This is a genomic window from Nocardioides mesophilus (assembly GCF_014395785.1).
GTDB lineage: Bacteria > Actinomycetota > Actinomycetes > Propionibacteriales > Nocardioidaceae > Nocardioides_B > Nocardioides_B mesophilus.
Map to the genome: position 1 here is coordinate 317,404 of NZ_CP060713.1, position 15,193 is coordinate 332,596.

The following is a 15,193-nucleotide window of genomic DNA, read 5'->3' on the forward strand; positions in this document are numbered from 1 at the left end:
CGTCCGGCGGGAGCCGATGGACGAGCCGATCCCGAACCCGGGGCTTCACGAGCACGAGCCACGCCCCACCGACGTCGAAGAGGCCGCCGCGAAGCGCGCCGAGCGGCAGATCGCCACGATGTTCGGCCTCTCGAGCGTCTTCGCCGTCCTGTTCGTGGTCTGCTACTTCGTCTTCGACATCGGCGACGACTGGGACTCGATCCTCGGCTTCGGCGCCTCCACCGTCACCCTCGGGCTCACCCTCGGCATGGCGCTGCTGCTGATCGGCATCGCCGCCATCCAGTGGGCCCGCAAGCTGATGAGCGACGTCGAGATCGTCGAGATGCGGCACCCCGCCGCCTCCCCCGAGAGCGACCGCGAGCAGGCCATCGCCTCGTTCAACGCCGGCGTCAGCGACTCCGGCATCGGCCGGCGCCCCCTCATCCGCAACTCGATGATCGGTGCGCTGGCCGCCCTCGGCCTCCCCGCGATCGTCGCGCTGCGCGACCTCGGCCCGCTGCCCGGCGACAAGCTGTCCAAGACCGTGTGGGCCAAGGGCGTCCGGGTCGTCAACGACGTCTCCGGCATCCCGATCAAGCCCTCCGACGTGGTCATCGGCCAGCTGGTCAACGGTGAGCCCGGTCTGTTCTTCCAGGAGAACGAGGAGGGCGAGCCGCTCTTCGAGGGCACCGAGCTGCTCCAGGCGAAGGCCAAGGCCGCGGTCATCATGGTCCGGATGCGGCCCGACGAGATCACGCCCACCAAGGAGCGCGAGAACTGGGGCATCGACGGCATCCTGTGCTACTCCAAGATCTGCACCCACGTCGGGTGCCCGATCTCCCTGTGGGAGCAACAGACCCACCACCTGCTCTGCCCGTGCCACCAGTCGACCTTCGACCTGGCGGACAACGGCAAGGTGGTCTTCGGGCCGGCGGCCCGGCCACTCCCCCAGCTGCCCCTCATGCTGGACGACGAGGGTTACATCGTCGCCCAGAGCGACTTCTTGGAGCCGGTCGGCCCCAGCTACTGGGAACGTGGTGAGTGATCGATGAGCTATGCGACGTCCAACGGCAAGACGGCCGCCAGGGCCAAGAAGGGCAACCCGGTCGGCAGCACCGCCACCTGGCTGGACGAGCGGCTCGGCCTGGCCACGCTGGCCAAGAAGCAGATCCGCAAGGTCTTCCCGGACCACTGGTCCTTCATGCTCGGCGAGATCGCGCTGTGGAGCTTCGTGATCCTGCTGCTCACCGGCACCTTCCTGACCCTCTGGTTCAAGCCGAGCATGTCCGAGGTCGTCTACAACGGCCCCTACGACCAACTGCGCGGCATGCAGATGTCGGAGGCCTACGCCTCCACGCTGCACATCTCCTTCGACGTGCGCGGCGGCCTGCTGATGCGGCAGATCCACCACTGGTCGGCGATGCTGTTCATCGCCGCGATGTTCGTGCACATGATGCGGGTGTTCTTCACCGGCGCGTTCCGCAAGCCGCGTGAGCTCAACTGGGTGATCGGGTGCCTGCTGCTGCTGCTCGGCTCGCTCGAGGGCTTCACCGGCTACTCGCTGCCCGACGACCTGCTCTCGGGCACCGGCATCCGGGCCGCGGACGGCTTCATGAAGTCGATGCCCGTCGTCGGCACCTACATGTCGTTCTTCCTCTTCGGCGGCGAGTTCCCCGGCGACGCGATCATCTCGCGGCTCTACACCGCCCACGTGCTGCTGATCCCAGGCGTCCTGCTGGCGCTGATCGGCGCGCACATGCTGCTGCTGGTCTTCCACAAGCACACCCAGTGGCCCGGCCCCGGCCGGACCAACGAGAACGTGGTCGGCTACCCGCTGCTGCCGATCTACGCCGCGAAGGCCGGTGGCTTCTTCTTCATCGTCTTCGGCCTCACCGCGCTGATGGGTGGCCTGCTCACCATCAACCCGATCTGGCGCTACGGCCCCTACGACCCCTCCCAGGTGACCGCCGGCTCCCAGCCGGACTGGTACATGGGCTGGCCCGACGGCGCGCTGCGCATCATGCCGGGCTGGGAGACCCACCTCTTCGGCTTCACGCTGAGCTGGAACGTCTTCCTGCCGATCATCGTGCTGCCCGGCGTGATGTTCACGATCCTGCTCGTGCTGCCCTTCATCGAGCAGTGGATCACCGGCGACAAGCGGGAGCACCACCTGCTCCAGCGGCCGCGCAACGCCCCGAACCGGACGGCCACCATGGTCGCGCTGATGACCTTCATCGGCCTGCTCTGGATGGCCGGCGGCAACGACATCCTCGCGGTGCTGTTCAACCTGAACCTGAACTACATCACCTGGTTCATGCGCGTCGCGGTGTTCGTCGGCCCGGTGCTGGCGTTCATCATCACGCGTCGCTGGTGCATCTCGCTCCAGCGCGCCGACGAGGCCATGCTGCTGCACGGCTACGAGACCGGCGTGATCATGCGCTCCCCCGAGGGCGCCTACGCCGAGAAGCACTCCCCCATCTCGGTCGACGAGGCCTACACCCTCACCGCCCGGGACCGGGACCCGATCATGGAGCTGCCGACGGCGGCCGACGAGAACGGCGTGGCCAACCGCAAGGTCCAGCTGCGCCGCCTCCGGGTCAAGCTCAACCACTTCTGGTTCTCGCACAATGTCCAGAAGCCGACCGCAGCGCAGCTCGAGGAGGCGCAGCAACACGCCGCGCACGAGCTGGCAGCCGCGGAGGACGGGCACCAGCACATCGTCGGCGACTACACCGGCGAGTACGAGCTCGACGGCCGCCCCGCCGACGGGCACCAGTTCGACGGTCGGCACTCGACCGAGGGCGAGGAGCTCCGGCAGCACTAGCTCCGGCTCCCCCGCTCCAGCTCCTCGAGGCCCCCGCAGCGTCCTGCTGCGGGGGCCTCAGCACGTCGTACGCCGCCCGCGGCCCGAGACACCGCCGCCACCACCGCCGCCGCCGCCGAAATCGAGCACAGCCGCTGTTCCGGCCGCCCGACCCGTCCTGCCGGCCGCCGAAGCCGAGCACAGCCGTAGTTCCGGCCGCCCAACCCGCGCCACCCGCCGCCGAAATCGAGCACAGCCGCGCTTCTGGACCCGGGTCGCTGCCGCCCGACTTCCTGCAGCCGTCGCGGGGCTGTGGACAGCGGCCGACGTCGTACCCGGAAATCCGGCACGCTCCCGAGATGAGCATCGCGCTGAAGGACGCCGCCCTCGACACCAACCGCCCGTTCACCGTGGCTGCGGGACTCGCCGCGGGTCTCACCCGGTCCACGCTGCGCGGGCCGCTGTTCCGGCGCATCCTCCACGGCGTGTACATCGCCGCCCGGGTCCCGGTGCGTGCCCGGGAACGCATCGAGGCCGCGCTGCTCGTCCACCCGGACGGCGCCTGGGCGAGCCATGCGAGCGCGGCGCGGGTCTACCGCCTACCGGTGCCGGCGCGGTGCACCGACGAGCACGTGACCGTACGCCGACGTCAGGACCGTCGCGCCCGACGCGAGGTGGTCCCCCACCTGGCCGCCGAGCTGAGCCGCGCCTGCCTCGTCGCGGGCCTGCCGGTCAGTCGGCCGTTGGACCTGTTCCTCGAGCTGGCCGGACTGCTGAACCTGGTGGAGCTCGTCGTGGTCGGTGACGCGATGGTCCGGCTCGGGCTGGTCAGCAGGCAGGAGCTCGTCGACGCGATGGCGGTCAGCCACGATCCTCATGCCCGGGCCGCGCGCCGGGCAGCGACGTACGTCCGTGCGGAGGTCGACTCGCCCATGGAGAGCCGGCTGCGGATGCTCCTGGTGCTCGCGGGGCTGCCCGAGCCGCGGGTGAACTTCAAGCTGCTGTACGACGACGGCCGGGTCCGCTACCGGCTCGACCTGAGCTATCCGGAGCTGCAGCTCGCGGTGGAGTACGACGGGCGGCACCACCGCGACGACGACAAGCAGCACGAGAACGACGTCGACCGCGACGAGTGGCTCGACTACCACGGCTGGATGCTCACCAAGGTCTTCTCCCGCGGGATCCAGGACTTCGACGGCACGGCCGGCGTGAAGGCCATGGAGGACCGGCTGCAGGTAGTCGGCGGGCTGGCCGACACCGAGCGGTTGTTGATGGACCAGGGCTGATGACACGGACCCGGACGGGCCGTCCCGCCACCCAGGCCGGAATCGCCCGGTACCACGACCTCGCTGGCTAGGATCAGGCCATGGCCGACAACAACTGGGTCCAGCAGCGTGAGAAGACCGCGGCCCTGGACGCCCTGTGCGAGGCCATCGAGCGGTACACCGCCGAGCACGGATACTCCCCCACCCGCGGGGAGTTGGCCGAGGCCACCGGCCTCGGGGAGAGCACGGTGAGGCGGCATCTGAAGTCGCTCATCGCCGAGGGCAGGGTGACCGAGGGCTCCGGTCCCCGTACCCTGCGCCTTGCCCTGTGATGCACGGTTTGCATCACTTTCCGTAATATCGCACAAAAGTAAAAGTACGACGGCTAATGTCCTTGCCGTCGTCCCAGCGCCGCACCCATCCCATCACCACATCAACCGGGGGGTACCCACCCATGTTCAAGAAGCTTCTGATCGGCCTCGGGGCCGTGTTCCTGCTCATCATCGTCATCGGCGCGATCTCCGGCGGCGGTAGCGACTCCACCAGCGCTGACGAGGAGTCGATCTCCGGCACCAACGAGGACACCGCTGAGCCCGCCACGGAGGACGCCGGCGACACCAAGGAGCCGGCCAAGGAGGAGCCCGCCGCCGAGGAGTCCAAGCCCGCGGGCAACACCGTCGGCAACTGGACGATCCTCAACAAGCCGAAGTTCGGCCAGGAGTACGGCATGTTCAAGTCCGTCGACCTGCGCGTGCAGAACACCAGCGATTCCGAGGACGACCCGTGGCTGGAGATCCGCCTCACCAACGGCAACGACCTCGTGACCACGTTCGACTGCATCGGCCAGACCGTCCGTCCCGGTGAGACCACCACGCTGGAGTGCTCCAGCCTGGACGACTTCCGCAAGTTCACCGACTACGAGATCCTCAACGCGTTCTGATGAGCAACTGGACGCCTCCCCGTCGCAGCCGACGCCGCCGCGCCAGCCGAAGGCCCGCACCGGCCTGCTCATCGGCCTCGGCGTGGCGGTCCCGGTCGCTGCCGTTGTAGGCGTGGCGGCAGGGTTCGGGCTCTCACGGATCGCCGCCGACGCACCTGTCATCGGGAACCACGCCAAGGACTGTCAAGTTGCGTTGGAGTACTCGATGGACATGCTGGACATCATGTCCGACGGCTTCGACGCCAGCACCAACGACGACCTCTACGGGCTGGAGTCCGCCCTCGACGACATGCATCGGCTCACCGACCGCATGGAACAGTCGACCGGTGTCAGCGAGGTCACCAAACTCGCGACGCGCGGCGACGCCGAGGAGTACGAATGACCCTGCACCCACCTGGGTGCACGTGCCGGAAGTGCCTGACGGGCCTCGGGAAGTGGAATCTCACTCCCGAGGCCCGTCGGCGTCCCCGGCGTCTTAAGGTTCAAATCCAGATCAGGAAAAAGCAGAAGTGAAGTTCATTGTCGAGAACGGCTCGGGACCCAGCAGTGGTGGGTCAAGAACCCGGACGGCAAGGTCGTCTACGTGGACGCGGACCGTGGCCGCGCCGAGGATCAGCGCCTGCAGGTACCGCTGGGCCGTCTGCTCGAGTCATCACCTCGCGCAGCGCAGCCTGGGACGAGTCGTACTGCATCTGCAGCGAGGCCAGGTCGGGCTTCCAGCCGGCAGGGAGGATGGCGTCGAGCTCGCGGTGGAAGATCTGCTCCATCGCCATCTGCTGGAACGTGCGCAGCGGCAGCGTGAAGCCGTGCACCTCGGCCAGCACCTCGATCAGCCGCTCCCGGTCCGGGTCCTTGTCTCTGTACACGACCTTCTTCCTTCAGTCCGCCTCGTGGTCGCCGGGACGGTCGCACACCTCGATGATGGGGTTGACGATCGGCCGGTCGCAGAGTCCCGGCTGCCCGTTACTCACCACGGTGTGCTCGCAGAGCCCCAGGTCGCGGGTTGCCTCCCAAGGGCAGGACGCCTGCGCCCTGGCGATCTGGAGCGGCTGGTCGCGGGGAGGGAATCGCTTCACGCCGCAGGCGAGACAGTAGTCGCCCATCAGGACATTGAAATTGGGGTCCTCGTTCATCCGCCAGCGGTGGTACGGCCGCGGGGGAGGTGCGGTGGGCTGCTCGGAACCTACCGGGAGCCGGAGAAGACCCTGCGCCGCGTCCGGCAGGCGCTCATCGTCCGAGGTGGGCGCGTACCGCGTCGGCTGAAGGACGACTGGCGTCCGTACTTCCCGGTGGACTGACGCCGCACCACCAGCGCAGCTGTGCGCGGAATCGGCCGCGGCACGGCGTCGTGTGGCCGCCCGATTCACGGCTGTGCTCGAAACCGGCCCCGTACGCTACCGCCCCACCGCCGCAACCGCGGCTGTGCTCGAAAACGGCCGCGGAACGACACCGCCCCACCGCCAGAATCGCGGCTGTGCGCGATTTCGGCGGCGGGGCGGGACTAAGCGGCGGGGCGGGACTAAACGGGTGGATCGAAACGCAGGTCAGCTGAGCGCGGAGCCCTGGCGGTACTCCTGGAAGGTCTCGTTCCAGTCGCCGTAGCCGTTGGTCAGCGTCATCTCCCGGTCGGTGCCGGTGACCTCGACGACGTCGCCGCGCTTGGTCAGGTTGAACAGCCAGCCGGCATCGGCGGTGCTCATCCCGACGCAGCCGTGGCTGACGTTGGCGTTGCCCTGGGACCCGACCGACCACGGGGCCGCATGCAGGAACTCACCGGAGTAGGTGACCCGCATGGCGTACTCGACGTTGGAGAGGTTGTAGTACTCCGGGTTGTCCGGGGAGATGCCGGTCGTCGCGGCGTCCATCCGCTTGCTGCGGAACTTCTCGATGATGACCTTGGTGCCCGAGCGGGTGGTGAACCCGGGCTTGCCGGCGCTGATCGGGATGGTGCGCAGCAGCTCCCCGTTGCGGAAGACCCGCATCTGGTGGGCGGCGACGTCGATCTTGCTGACCATCGCGTCGCCGACGTGGAAGGAGGTGCTCCGGCTCAGCTGCCCGTAGATGCCGTTGCCGGCCGGGATGCTGTTGATGTCGGCGGTGACGCGGACGTCGGTGCCGGGCTTCCAGTAGGTCTTCGGGCGCCAGTGCACCTCGTTGTCGCTGATCCAGTGCCACGCGCCGACCTGCGCCGGGGAGGAGGAGACGCTGAGGTGCTTCTCGATCGAGGCGCGGTCGGTGACCGGCACGTCGAACCTGACGATCACCGGCATGCCGACCCCGACAGTCTCGCCGCCCAGCGGCGCGATGCTCGGGTAGGTCTGCTGGTCGAGGCTGAGGTCCTCGGTCCGGAACGAGGTCTTGTCGCGCTTGGTGAGGCCGTCGGCGTCGACGGCGACGGAGCGGACGGTGTAGAGCAGGCCCGGCTCGAGACGGTCGGTGGAGGTCCAGACCCGGTCGCCCTCGGACAGCTCGCCGGCGAGCTTCTCCTTCTTCGCGCCGAACGTCACCTCGACGCTCTGGAAGGTGCCCTGGTCGGCGGTCAGCTTGACCTGCTGGTCGACGGGCACGCCCGCCTCGCCGGCGGGCAGGTTGTCGCTGATGGACGCGACCGAGACCGCGGGGGCCTCGGGGGACGCCGCGGACTCCGACTGCCCTGCGCTCGGGGACCCGGCCGCGGCCGGACCGTCGCTGTCAGCGGCCGCGGTGCAGCCGGCCAGTGCCACCGACAGGACGGCAGCTCCGGCAAGGACAGCACGACGGCGTGCATGGGCACGCGCGGATCTTCCGTGGCGATAAAGCATGAATTCCCCTCATCGAGCAACGTCTGGGCGCTCTTCAGAGTAACAACCGCTGATCGCCCATCCCGCATTCCCGACCGGTGGGAACCGTCACGTTGGCGTCACGATGCGGTGAACTGCAGGCGTACGACGCTGCTCCCGAGGTACGGCGCGCCGCCCCCGCCGGGGCGGCGCGGACACCGGCCCTGAGCCGCCAGGGACCGGTCCAGACAGCCGCTCCCCGGACCCGTCAGTGGGCGTGCTCGCCGCGGTAGTACTCGTAGATCCAGCCGCACATCGCGATCGCACCGAGCCCGAAGCCCATGATCACCATCCACCACTGCGCCATGGCGGTGCCGAAGACGATCACGCCCAGGGTGGCGGCGCACCACAGCGGCCACCAGGAGTGCGGGGGGAAGAAGCCCAGCTCACCGGCGCCGTCCGCGATCTCGGAGTCCTGCCGGTCCTCCGGGCGGGGCTCCATCCGGCGGGCGTGCGCCCACAGGTAGAAGGTCACCAGCAGCATCAGCAGGAACGTCATCGTCAGGGCCGACGCGCCGGTCCAGTCATAGGTGATGAACCAGTAGGCCGGGGCCACCAGCCCGAAGAAGACCGAGCAGATCGCGAAGAGCCATGCCTCGGCCTTCATCGGGGGTCACCATCCTTGTACGACTCGTCGGAGCCCATGTTCGCCTGCAGGTGCTCGTTGCGACCCTCGACGTTCGGCGCGTCCACACCGTTGTGCTCGCCCAGGGCGGGGTTGTGCTCCATCTCCATGGCGGCGATCTCCGGGTGGTGGAGGTCGAACGCGGGCGACTCCGAGCGGATCCGCGGGATCGACACGAAGTTGTGCCGCGGCGGCGGGCTCGAGGTTGCCCACTCCAGCGACCGGCCCCAGCCCCACGGGTCGTCCCGCTCGACCATCGGGCCGCGGGCGGAGCGGTAGACGTTGAGCAGGAACGGCAGCGTGGAGGCGCCGAGCAGGAACGCGCCGACGGTGGACACCTGGTTCAGCGTGGTGAAGCCGTCGGAGGCGAGGTAGTCGGCGTAGCGACGCGGCATGCCCTCGACGCCGAGCCAGTGCTGCACCAGGAACGTCGTGTGGAAGCCGATGAACAGCAGCCAGAAGTGGATCTTGCCGAGCCGCTCGTCGAGCATCTTGCCGGTGAACTTGGGCCACCAGTAGTAGAAGCCGGCGAACATCGCGAACACCACGGTGCCGAACACCACGTAGTGGAAGTGCGCCACCACGAAGTAGGAGTCGTTGAGGTGGAAGTCCAGCGGCGGGCTGGCCAGGATGACACCGGTCAGGCCACCGAACAGGAAGGTCACCAGGAAGCCGATCGACCACAGCATCGGGGTGTCGAACGAGATGGACCCGCCCCACATCGTGCCGATCCAGTTGAAGAACTTCACTCCGGTGGGCACCGCGATCAGGAACGTCATGCCGGAGAAGAACGGCAGGTCGACCGCGCCGGTGACGAACATGTGGTGGGCCCACACCGCGGCGGAGAGCACCGCGATCGAGATCGTGGCCGCGACCAGGCCGACGTAGCCGAAGACCGGCTTGCGGCTGAACACCGGGAGGATCTCGGTGATGATGCCGAAGAACGGCAGCGCGATGATGTACACCTCGGGGTGGCCGAAGAACCAGAACAGGTGCTGCCAGAGGATCGGCCCGCCGTTGGCGGCGTCGAAGACATGCGCCCCGAGCTGTCTGTCGGCCTCCAGGGAGAGCAGCGCGCCGGCCAGGATCGGGAACGCGATCAGCACCAGCAGGCTGGTGACCAGCGTGTTCCAGACGAAGATCGGCATCCGGAACATGGTCATGCCGGGGGCGCGCATGCAGATGATCGTGGTGATGAAGTTGACCGCACCGAGGATCGTGCCGAGGCCGGCCATCCACAGGCCCATGATCCACAGGTCGCCGCCGACACCGGGCGAGCGGACCTCGTTGGACAGCGGCGTGTAGGCGTACCAGCCGAAGTCGGCGGCGCCCTCGGGGTCAGGAACCCGAACGCCGCGATCAGGCCGCCGAAGAGGAACAGCCAGTAGCTGAACATGTTCAGCCGGGGGAACGCCACGTCCGGCGAGCCGATCTGCAGCGGCATGATCACGTTGGCGAAGCCGAAGAACAGCGGCGTCGCGAACAGCAGCAGCATGATCGTGCCGTGCATCGTGAACAGCTGGTTGTAGACCTCGTCGCTGACCACCTGGTTGCCGGGGAAGGCCAGCTCGCTGCGGATCATCAGCGCCATGATGCCGCCGATGAGGAACCACACGAACGACGTCGTCAGGTAGAGCTTGCCGATCAGCTTGTGGTCCGTCGTGGTGGCGATCCGGACGATGTTCTGGCCCAGGGTCCGGGGCCGGGTCACGGCTCCGGCCGCTGTCGTGCGGGCTGCGGTGGCGCTCACTGTGCGTCCTCCGTCGTGGTGGCGTCGGCCTGGGACTTCGGCTCCAGTCCGACCTTCGTGTCGACGTTCTCACCACCGCGGGCGATGCCCACGTTGCCCTGGTCCTCGAGGGACTTCAGGTAGGTGGCGAAGTCTTCGGGGCTGACCACCTTCACGTCGAAGAGCATCCGCGAGTGGTAGGTGCCGCAGAGCTCGGCACACCGGCCGTCGAAGGTGCCCTTCTCGGTGGGGGTGAAGGTGAAGCTGTTGTGGCGTCCGGGGACGACGTCCATCTTGAACAGGAACGCCGGCACCCAGAAGGAGTGGATGACGTCGGGCGAGACCAACGTGACGTCGATGCTCTCGCCGACCGGGAGCACGAGCGTCGGCCGGTCGCCGGTGGTGCCCGCGGTGAAGACGTTGGTGGAGCCGTCGAGGGCGTCGTCCTTGAGGTAGTTGAACGACCACGACCACTGGTAGCCGACGACCTCGATCTGGTGGTCCCCCGAGACGTCCTTGCCGTTCTCGCTGGCCGCCGGTGCGAGCACCTGGTTCTGCACGGTCACCGTGAAGTAGAAGAGCACCAGCACGATGATGATCGGCGCGATCGTGTAGAGGATCTCGATCGGCAGGTTGTAGCGCGTCTGCACCGGGACCTCGTCGTCGCTGCGCCGCCGGAAGGCGAACGCGGCGTACAGGATGAGGCCCCAGACCAGGACGCCGATGATGAGCGCCGCGATCCACGCCCCGTGCCACAGGTCATAGACGTGCTGGGCCCGATCGGTCGCCGGCTCAGGCAGGGCGAACCGCTTGATCTGAGCCTGGTCATCGGCCGAGCAGGCACCCAGCAGCAGGAGCCCCGCTGACGCGACCGTCAGCAGGGTGACCTTCCTCAGGCGCGGGGGGAGTTGCAGACCCACGAACGAGCCTCTCTCTCAGTGCGGCGGACAGGCAGAACCCTACTACTGCGCTTGCGGCGATCCGTGGTCAGGTCGGCCGGTAGTTTCACGGTGTGACCTCTCCACGCGGCTACCTCGACAGCGCCTCCTCCGAGCCGCTGCATCCCGCCGCCCGCGAGACCCTGCTGGCGTGCCTGGAGCAGGGGTACGCCGACCCGGTCCGGCTGCACGGCCCGGGCCGGACGGCCCGGCTGCTGCTCGACAACGCCCGGGAGGTCACCGCCGGACTTCTGGGGGTCCGTCCCGATGAGGTCAGCTTCACCTCCTCGGGCACCACGGCGGTCCATCTCGGGGTGCTCGGGCTGCTCCGCGGCCGGGCCCGGACCTCGCGGCGGCTGGTGCACTCGGCGGTCGAGCACTCCGCGGTCTTCGCGGCGGCGACCTGGTGGGAGGCCGAGCACGGCGGTACGACGGGCGTGGTCGGTGTCGACGCGCAGGGCCGGGTCTCCCCCGCCGCCGTCGCCGCCGTCCTGGACGAGCAGCCGACCGGGGTGCTCGCGGTGCAGTCGGCCAACCTCGAGGTCGGCACCACCCAGCCGGTCGCCGCGATCGCCGAGGCGGCCGCCGAGCGTGACGTGCCGCTGTTCGTGGACGCGGCCGCCTCGGCCGGCCGGCTGGACCTGCCGCCCGGCTGGTCGGTGGCGGCCGCGTCGGCGCACAAGTGGGGCGGCCCGGCCGGCATCGGCCTGCTGCTGGTCCGCAAGGGCGCCCGGTGGCGGGCCCCGTTCCCCACCGACGACCGGACCGACCCGCGGGTCGCCGGCTTCGAGAACGTGCCGGCCGCGCTGGCCTCGGCCGCCGCGCTCCAGGCGGTGCTGGCCGAGCGCGAGCAGACCAACGCCCGGCAGGCGGCCCTGGTCGACCGGATCCGGGGCCGGGTGGCAGCGGAGGTCCCCGACGTCGACGTGGTCGGCGACCCGGTGGACCGGCTGCCGCACGTGGTGACGTTCTCCTGCCTCTACGTCGAGGGCGAGGCGCTGGTCCGCGAGCTGGACCGGCGCGGGTTCGGGGTCTCCTCGGGGTCGGCCTGCAGCGCCTCGGCGCTGACCCCCTCGCACGTGCTGGCCGCGATGGGCGCGCTGACCCACGGCAACATCCGGGTCTCGGTCGGCCGGGACAGCACCGAGGCCGACGTGGACTCGTTCCTCGACGTGCTGCCCGGCTTGGTCGCCGCGCTCCGGCCCTGACCCGCCCGGCTCGGCGCGCTCCGGCCGCTCAGCGCAGCCGGCGGACGACGTACCGCGGGGTGCCGTCGGCGGCGGTGTCCTCGCCGACGTACTCCTGCTCGCGCATCCGGCACCAGGCGGGCACGTCGGGCCGGGCGGCCGGGTCGTCGGCGACCACCCCGAGGGTGGACCCGACCGGGACGTCGCCGATGTTGTTCGCCAGCCGGATCACCGGCAGCGGGCAGCGCATCCCCCGGCAGTCGAGCTCGACGTCGACGTCCATCTCACACCGGTCTGCGGCCGTGGCTCAGGGACGCGGGGTCTTCACGTGCGCGGCGACCTCGGCGGCGGCCTGCTCGCCGTAGGTCTCGGCGCAGCGGCGGACGAACGCCTCCTGGTGCAGAACGTACTCCTGGGTGCCGATCCGCTCGACGACGTACACCGCGAGCAGGCAGCCGACCTGCGCGGCCCGCTCCAGGGAGAGGCCCCACTCCAGCGCGGCCAGGAAGCCGGCCCGGAACGCGTCGCCGACGCCGGTCGGCTCCACCTTGCGGATCTCGGGGACCGCCTTGACGAAGATCGACTCCTCCCCACCCGCTCGACCCGCACGCCGGCGGCGCCGAGGGTGACGACCTTGGTGCCGACCCGCTCGAGGATCTCCTCGGGCGTCCAGCCGGTCTTCTTCTCGATCAGCGCGGACTCGTACTCGTTGGCGAACAGGATCGTCGCGCCGTCGATCAGGTCCCGGATCAGCTCGCCGTCGCCGAAGGCCAGCTGCTGGCTCGGGTCGGCGATGAACCGGTAGCCGCGGTCGCGGCACTCCTGGGTGTGCCGCAGCATCGCGTCGGGGTCGTTCGGGCCGACCAGCACGTAGGTGACCTCGCCGACCCGGTCGGCGATCGGCTTCAGCTCGATCTCGCGGGCCTCGGTCATCGCGCCGGCGTAGAAGGAGGCGAACTGCGCCATGTCGGCGTCGGTGGTGCAGACGAACCGGGCGGTGTGCTTGGAGTCCGAGACGTGCACCGACTCGCAGTCGACGTGGTGGCGCTCCAGCCAGGCGCGGTAGTCGACGAAGTCCTCGCCGACCGCGCCGACGAGCACCGGCCGCAGGCCCAGGTTGCCCAGGCCGAAGGCGATGTTGGCCGCGCACCCGCCGCGGCGTACCTCGAGGTCGTCGACCAGGAACGAGACCGACAGCTTGTCGAGCTGCTCGACGACCAGGGAGTCGGCGAACTTGCCGGGGAACGACATCAGGTGGTCGGTGGCGATGGAGCCGGTGACGAGCAGTGACACGGGGGGATCCTCACACGGGCGCCCCCCAGTCCTGGGAGGCCGATTGTCTGGACACGCGCAGACTACCGGTGACGGCGGGTCGGAGTACCCGCCGGTAATCCCTACGGTGGAGTCATGACCTACCAGCGTCTGGCGTACGACGATGCCGCGACCCCCGAGCAGATGCATGCGGACTGCCGCGTCGTGACCGCGCTGCTCCGGCCGGCCCCGAGCATCCGGTTCGAGGACTACCCGCGCGAGGTGGTCAAGCCGACGCTCGAGATCAGCGAGGCGGCGGCCCGGCTCGCCACGGCCCTGCACCTCCACCTGGACTGAGGCCCCGGCCGCCCCCTCGCAGGCGGAGGGCTCCGCACCGACCGGTGCGGAGCCTCCGTTGTGTCTGCGCGGCCGCCACCTGACGGCGGCGAGGCTCAGTCCACCCGGAAGACCGAGCCGGGCCCGAAGATCGGACCGCTGACGTAGGCCCTGCCGGTGCTGTCGACGGCCACCTCACCGGGCAGGTGCACCTGACCGGGCTTGAGCTCGCGGCGGTTCGTGCGGTCCGGGCTGATCCGGATCACGGCCCCGATGTCGGCGCCGGGCACCGGCGGCTTGGACTCGATCGCCACCCAGCTCAGCTTGGACAGCTCCGCGACGTAGAGCGCGCCGTCACTGCGCAGGTCGAGGCTGACCACCGAGGTGAGCCGGTCGGCGGCCCGCTTGCAGGGACCGCTGAACGGGGCGGCCGGCCGGCAGACCACGCCGCGGGCACCGGGCCGGACCCGCCACACCTCGGAGGTCTTCGGGGTGCCCGGGAAGCCGCGCAGCTCGCCGATGTAGACCGCGCCGTGCGCCCCCATCGCCACCGACGTGGTGACCGCCTCGGCCGGCACCTTGGCCGGCAGGTTCTGGGCGGTCTGGATCGCCTCGGGGACGCGGACCACCCGGGGCTGCACGCGGGCCACCAGCTCGATCCTGCCGCTCGGCCAGACCTGGGTGACCGCGTTGGCGCCGGCGTCGGCGACCAGCATCGAGCCGTGCGGGCCGGGGGCCAGGCCGAAGGGGTTGCTGTCCGTCGGCTCGTTCTCGAGGTCGAACGGGTCCGGATGGTGGCTTGCCCACCGCGCCAGGTTCGCCACTTTGTGCCGCGTGCCGTCCCGGTCGAAGCGGAACAGCGTCGCCGATCCCTTCCCCTCGTGCCCGGTCGTCAGCGCCCACACCGAGCCGCGCCGTCCCATCGCCACCGCGGCCGGGAAGTCGGTGGGCACGTGGCCGAGGTGGCGCAGCGTGCCGGCGGCAGGGCCGGAGCGAACGATCAGGCTGATCGCGCCGCCGGTCTCGGCGACGGCCGCGCGGCCGGTGGCCGCGATGTCCAGGCCCCGCGGACCGTTCAGCCCGTCGATCCGGTCCGGGATCGCGGCGCGTGCCGCGGCGTTCGCCTCGACTCCGGACGCGGCGCCGACGGCGCTGAGACCCGCCACCGAGGTAGCGACCAGTCCGGCGGAGAGCAGCGCAAGGATTCGTGTTCGTCTCATGGTGACTCCCGGTCGAGCAGCTTCCGTGGAGGGGGAACCCTCCACGCCGTCCCGACCAGCGAATCGCCCGGACCGGGTACCGATCAATGGCCCGGACGGCG

At 69.7% G+C, this 15,193-nt stretch carries 16 protein-coding genes and 2 pseudogenes; 8 read left to right on the forward strand and 10 right to left on the reverse strand.

The window, feature by feature from the left end; genetic code table 11:
- The first annotated feature begins 16 nt into the window (after positions 1–16).
- From qcrA to H9L09_RS01425, 6 genes are all read left to right on the forward strand, one after another.
- Positions 17–1,024, forward strand: a complete 1,008-nt coding sequence (gene qcrA, locus H9L09_RS01400; protein WP_187580595.1) for a cytochrome bc1 complex Rieske iron-sulfur subunit — start codon at positions 17–19, stop codon at positions 1,022–1,024.
- A 3-nt stretch (positions 1,025–1,027) separates the two neighbouring features.
- Positions 1,028–2,803 (forward strand): cytochrome bc1 complex cytochrome b subunit, encoded by a 1,776-nt coding sequence (gene qcrB / locus H9L09_RS01405; protein WP_187579021.1) that lies wholly within the window; start codon positions 1,028–1,030, stop codon positions 2,801–2,803.
- A 338-nt stretch (positions 2,804–3,141) separates the two neighbouring features.
- Entirely contained in the window at positions 3,142–4,068 is a 927-nt protein-coding gene (locus tag H9L09_RS01410; protein ID WP_187579022.1) for a hypothetical protein, read from the forward strand.
- Positions 4,069–4,148: 80 nt separating this feature from the next.
- Positions 4,149–4,379 (forward strand): LexA family protein, encoded by a 231-nt coding sequence (locus H9L09_RS01415; protein ID WP_187579023.1) that lies wholly within the window; start codon positions 4,149–4,151, stop codon positions 4,377–4,379.
- Between the two features lie 122 nt (positions 4,380–4,501).
- Positions 4,502–4,987, forward strand: coding sequence for a hypothetical protein (locus H9L09_RS01420; RefSeq protein ID WP_187579024.1), 486 nt, complete (start codon positions 4,502–4,504; stop codon positions 4,985–4,987).
- A gap of 205 nt (positions 4,988–5,192) precedes the next feature.
- The gene (locus tag H9L09_RS01425; RefSeq protein ID WP_187579025.1) at positions 5,193–5,369 is read left to right on the forward strand and encodes a hypothetical protein; all 177 of its coding nucleotides are present in this window, start codon (positions 5,193–5,195) and stop codon (positions 5,367–5,369) included.
- 172 nt (positions 5,370–5,541) lie between these two features.
- Here H9L09_RS01425 and H9L09_RS01430 read toward each other — a convergent pair whose 3' ends face one another.
- The 6 genes and pseudogenes from H9L09_RS01430 to ctaC form a co-directional block, all read right to left on the reverse strand.
- A complete protein-coding gene (locus H9L09_RS01430) occupies positions 5,542–5,853 on the reverse strand; it encodes a hypothetical protein (RefSeq protein ID WP_187579026.1) in 312 nt (103 codons plus the stop codon).
- A 12-nt stretch (positions 5,854–5,865) separates the two neighbouring features.
- Positions 5,866–6,120: a hypothetical protein gene (locus H9L09_RS01435; RefSeq protein WP_187579027.1), complete on the reverse strand. Its 255-nt coding sequence runs from the start codon at positions 6,118–6,120 to the stop codon at positions 5,866–5,868.
- A gap of 411 nt (positions 6,121–6,531) precedes the next feature.
- Positions 6,532–7,710: a L,D-transpeptidase gene (locus H9L09_RS01440; RefSeq protein ID WP_246456198.1), complete on the reverse strand. Its 1,179-nt coding sequence runs from the start codon at positions 7,708–7,710 to the stop codon at positions 6,532–6,534.
- Between the two features lie 304 nt (positions 7,711–8,014).
- A complete protein-coding gene (locus H9L09_RS01445; RefSeq protein WP_187579029.1) occupies positions 8,015–8,413 on the reverse strand; it encodes a cytochrome c oxidase subunit 4 in 399 nt (132 codons plus the stop codon).
- Positions 8,410–10,181: pseudogene (ctaD, locus tag H9L09_RS01450) on the reverse strand (aa3-type cytochrome oxidase subunit I). Before ctaD ends, H9L09_RS01445 begins: the two are co-directional and overlap by 4 nt.
- Positions 10,178–11,080, reverse strand: a complete 903-nt coding sequence (ctaC, locus tag H9L09_RS01455) for an aa3-type cytochrome oxidase subunit II (RefSeq protein ID WP_246456199.1) — start codon at positions 11,078–11,080, stop codon at positions 10,178–10,180. The pseudogene ctaD and the gene ctaC overlap by 4 nt, the downstream one beginning before the upstream one ends.
- Positions 11,081–11,172: 92 nt before the next feature.
- On the opposite strand from ctaC, the gene H9L09_RS01460 reads away from it, so the two are divergent.
- Positions 11,173–12,306: a cysteine desulfurase family protein gene (locus H9L09_RS01460; RefSeq protein ID WP_187579030.1), complete on the forward strand. Its 1,134-nt coding sequence runs from the start codon at positions 11,173–11,175 to the stop codon at positions 12,304–12,306.
- 28 nt (positions 12,307–12,334) lie between these two features.
- Here the strand turns inward: H9L09_RS01460 and H9L09_RS01465 are convergent, their stop codons facing one another.
- The 3 genes and pseudogenes from H9L09_RS01465 to H9L09_RS22590 form a co-directional block, all read right to left on the reverse strand.
- A complete protein-coding gene (locus tag H9L09_RS01465; RefSeq protein WP_187579031.1) occupies positions 12,335–12,568 on the reverse strand; it encodes a sulfurtransferase TusA family protein in 234 nt (77 codons plus the stop codon).
- A 24-nt stretch (positions 12,569–12,592) separates the two neighbouring features.
- Positions 12,593–12,832, reverse strand: a complete 240-nt coding sequence (locus tag H9L09_RS22585; protein WP_343065173.1) for a PfkB family carbohydrate kinase — start codon at positions 12,830–12,832, stop codon at positions 12,593–12,595.
- 113 nt (positions 12,833–12,945) lie between these two features.
- Positions 12,946–13,746: pseudogene (locus tag H9L09_RS22590) on the reverse strand (PfkB family carbohydrate kinase); the annotation flags it as partial.
- On the opposite strand from H9L09_RS22590, the gene H9L09_RS01475 reads away from it, so the two are divergent.
- Entirely contained in the window at positions 13,693–13,893 is a 201-nt protein-coding gene (locus H9L09_RS01475; RefSeq protein ID WP_187579032.1) for a hypothetical protein, read from the forward strand. The pseudogene H9L09_RS22590 and the gene H9L09_RS01475 overlap by 54 nt on opposite strands.
- 95 nt (positions 13,894–13,988) lie before the next feature.
- On the opposite strand, the gene H9L09_RS01480 is transcribed toward H9L09_RS01475, so the two are convergent.
- The gene (locus H9L09_RS01480) at positions 13,989–15,092 is read right to left on the reverse strand and encodes a ScyD/ScyE family protein (protein ID WP_187579033.1); all 1,104 of its coding nucleotides are present in this window, start codon (positions 15,090–15,092) and stop codon (positions 13,989–13,991) included.
- Between the last annotated feature and the right edge of the window lie 101 nt (positions 15,093–15,193).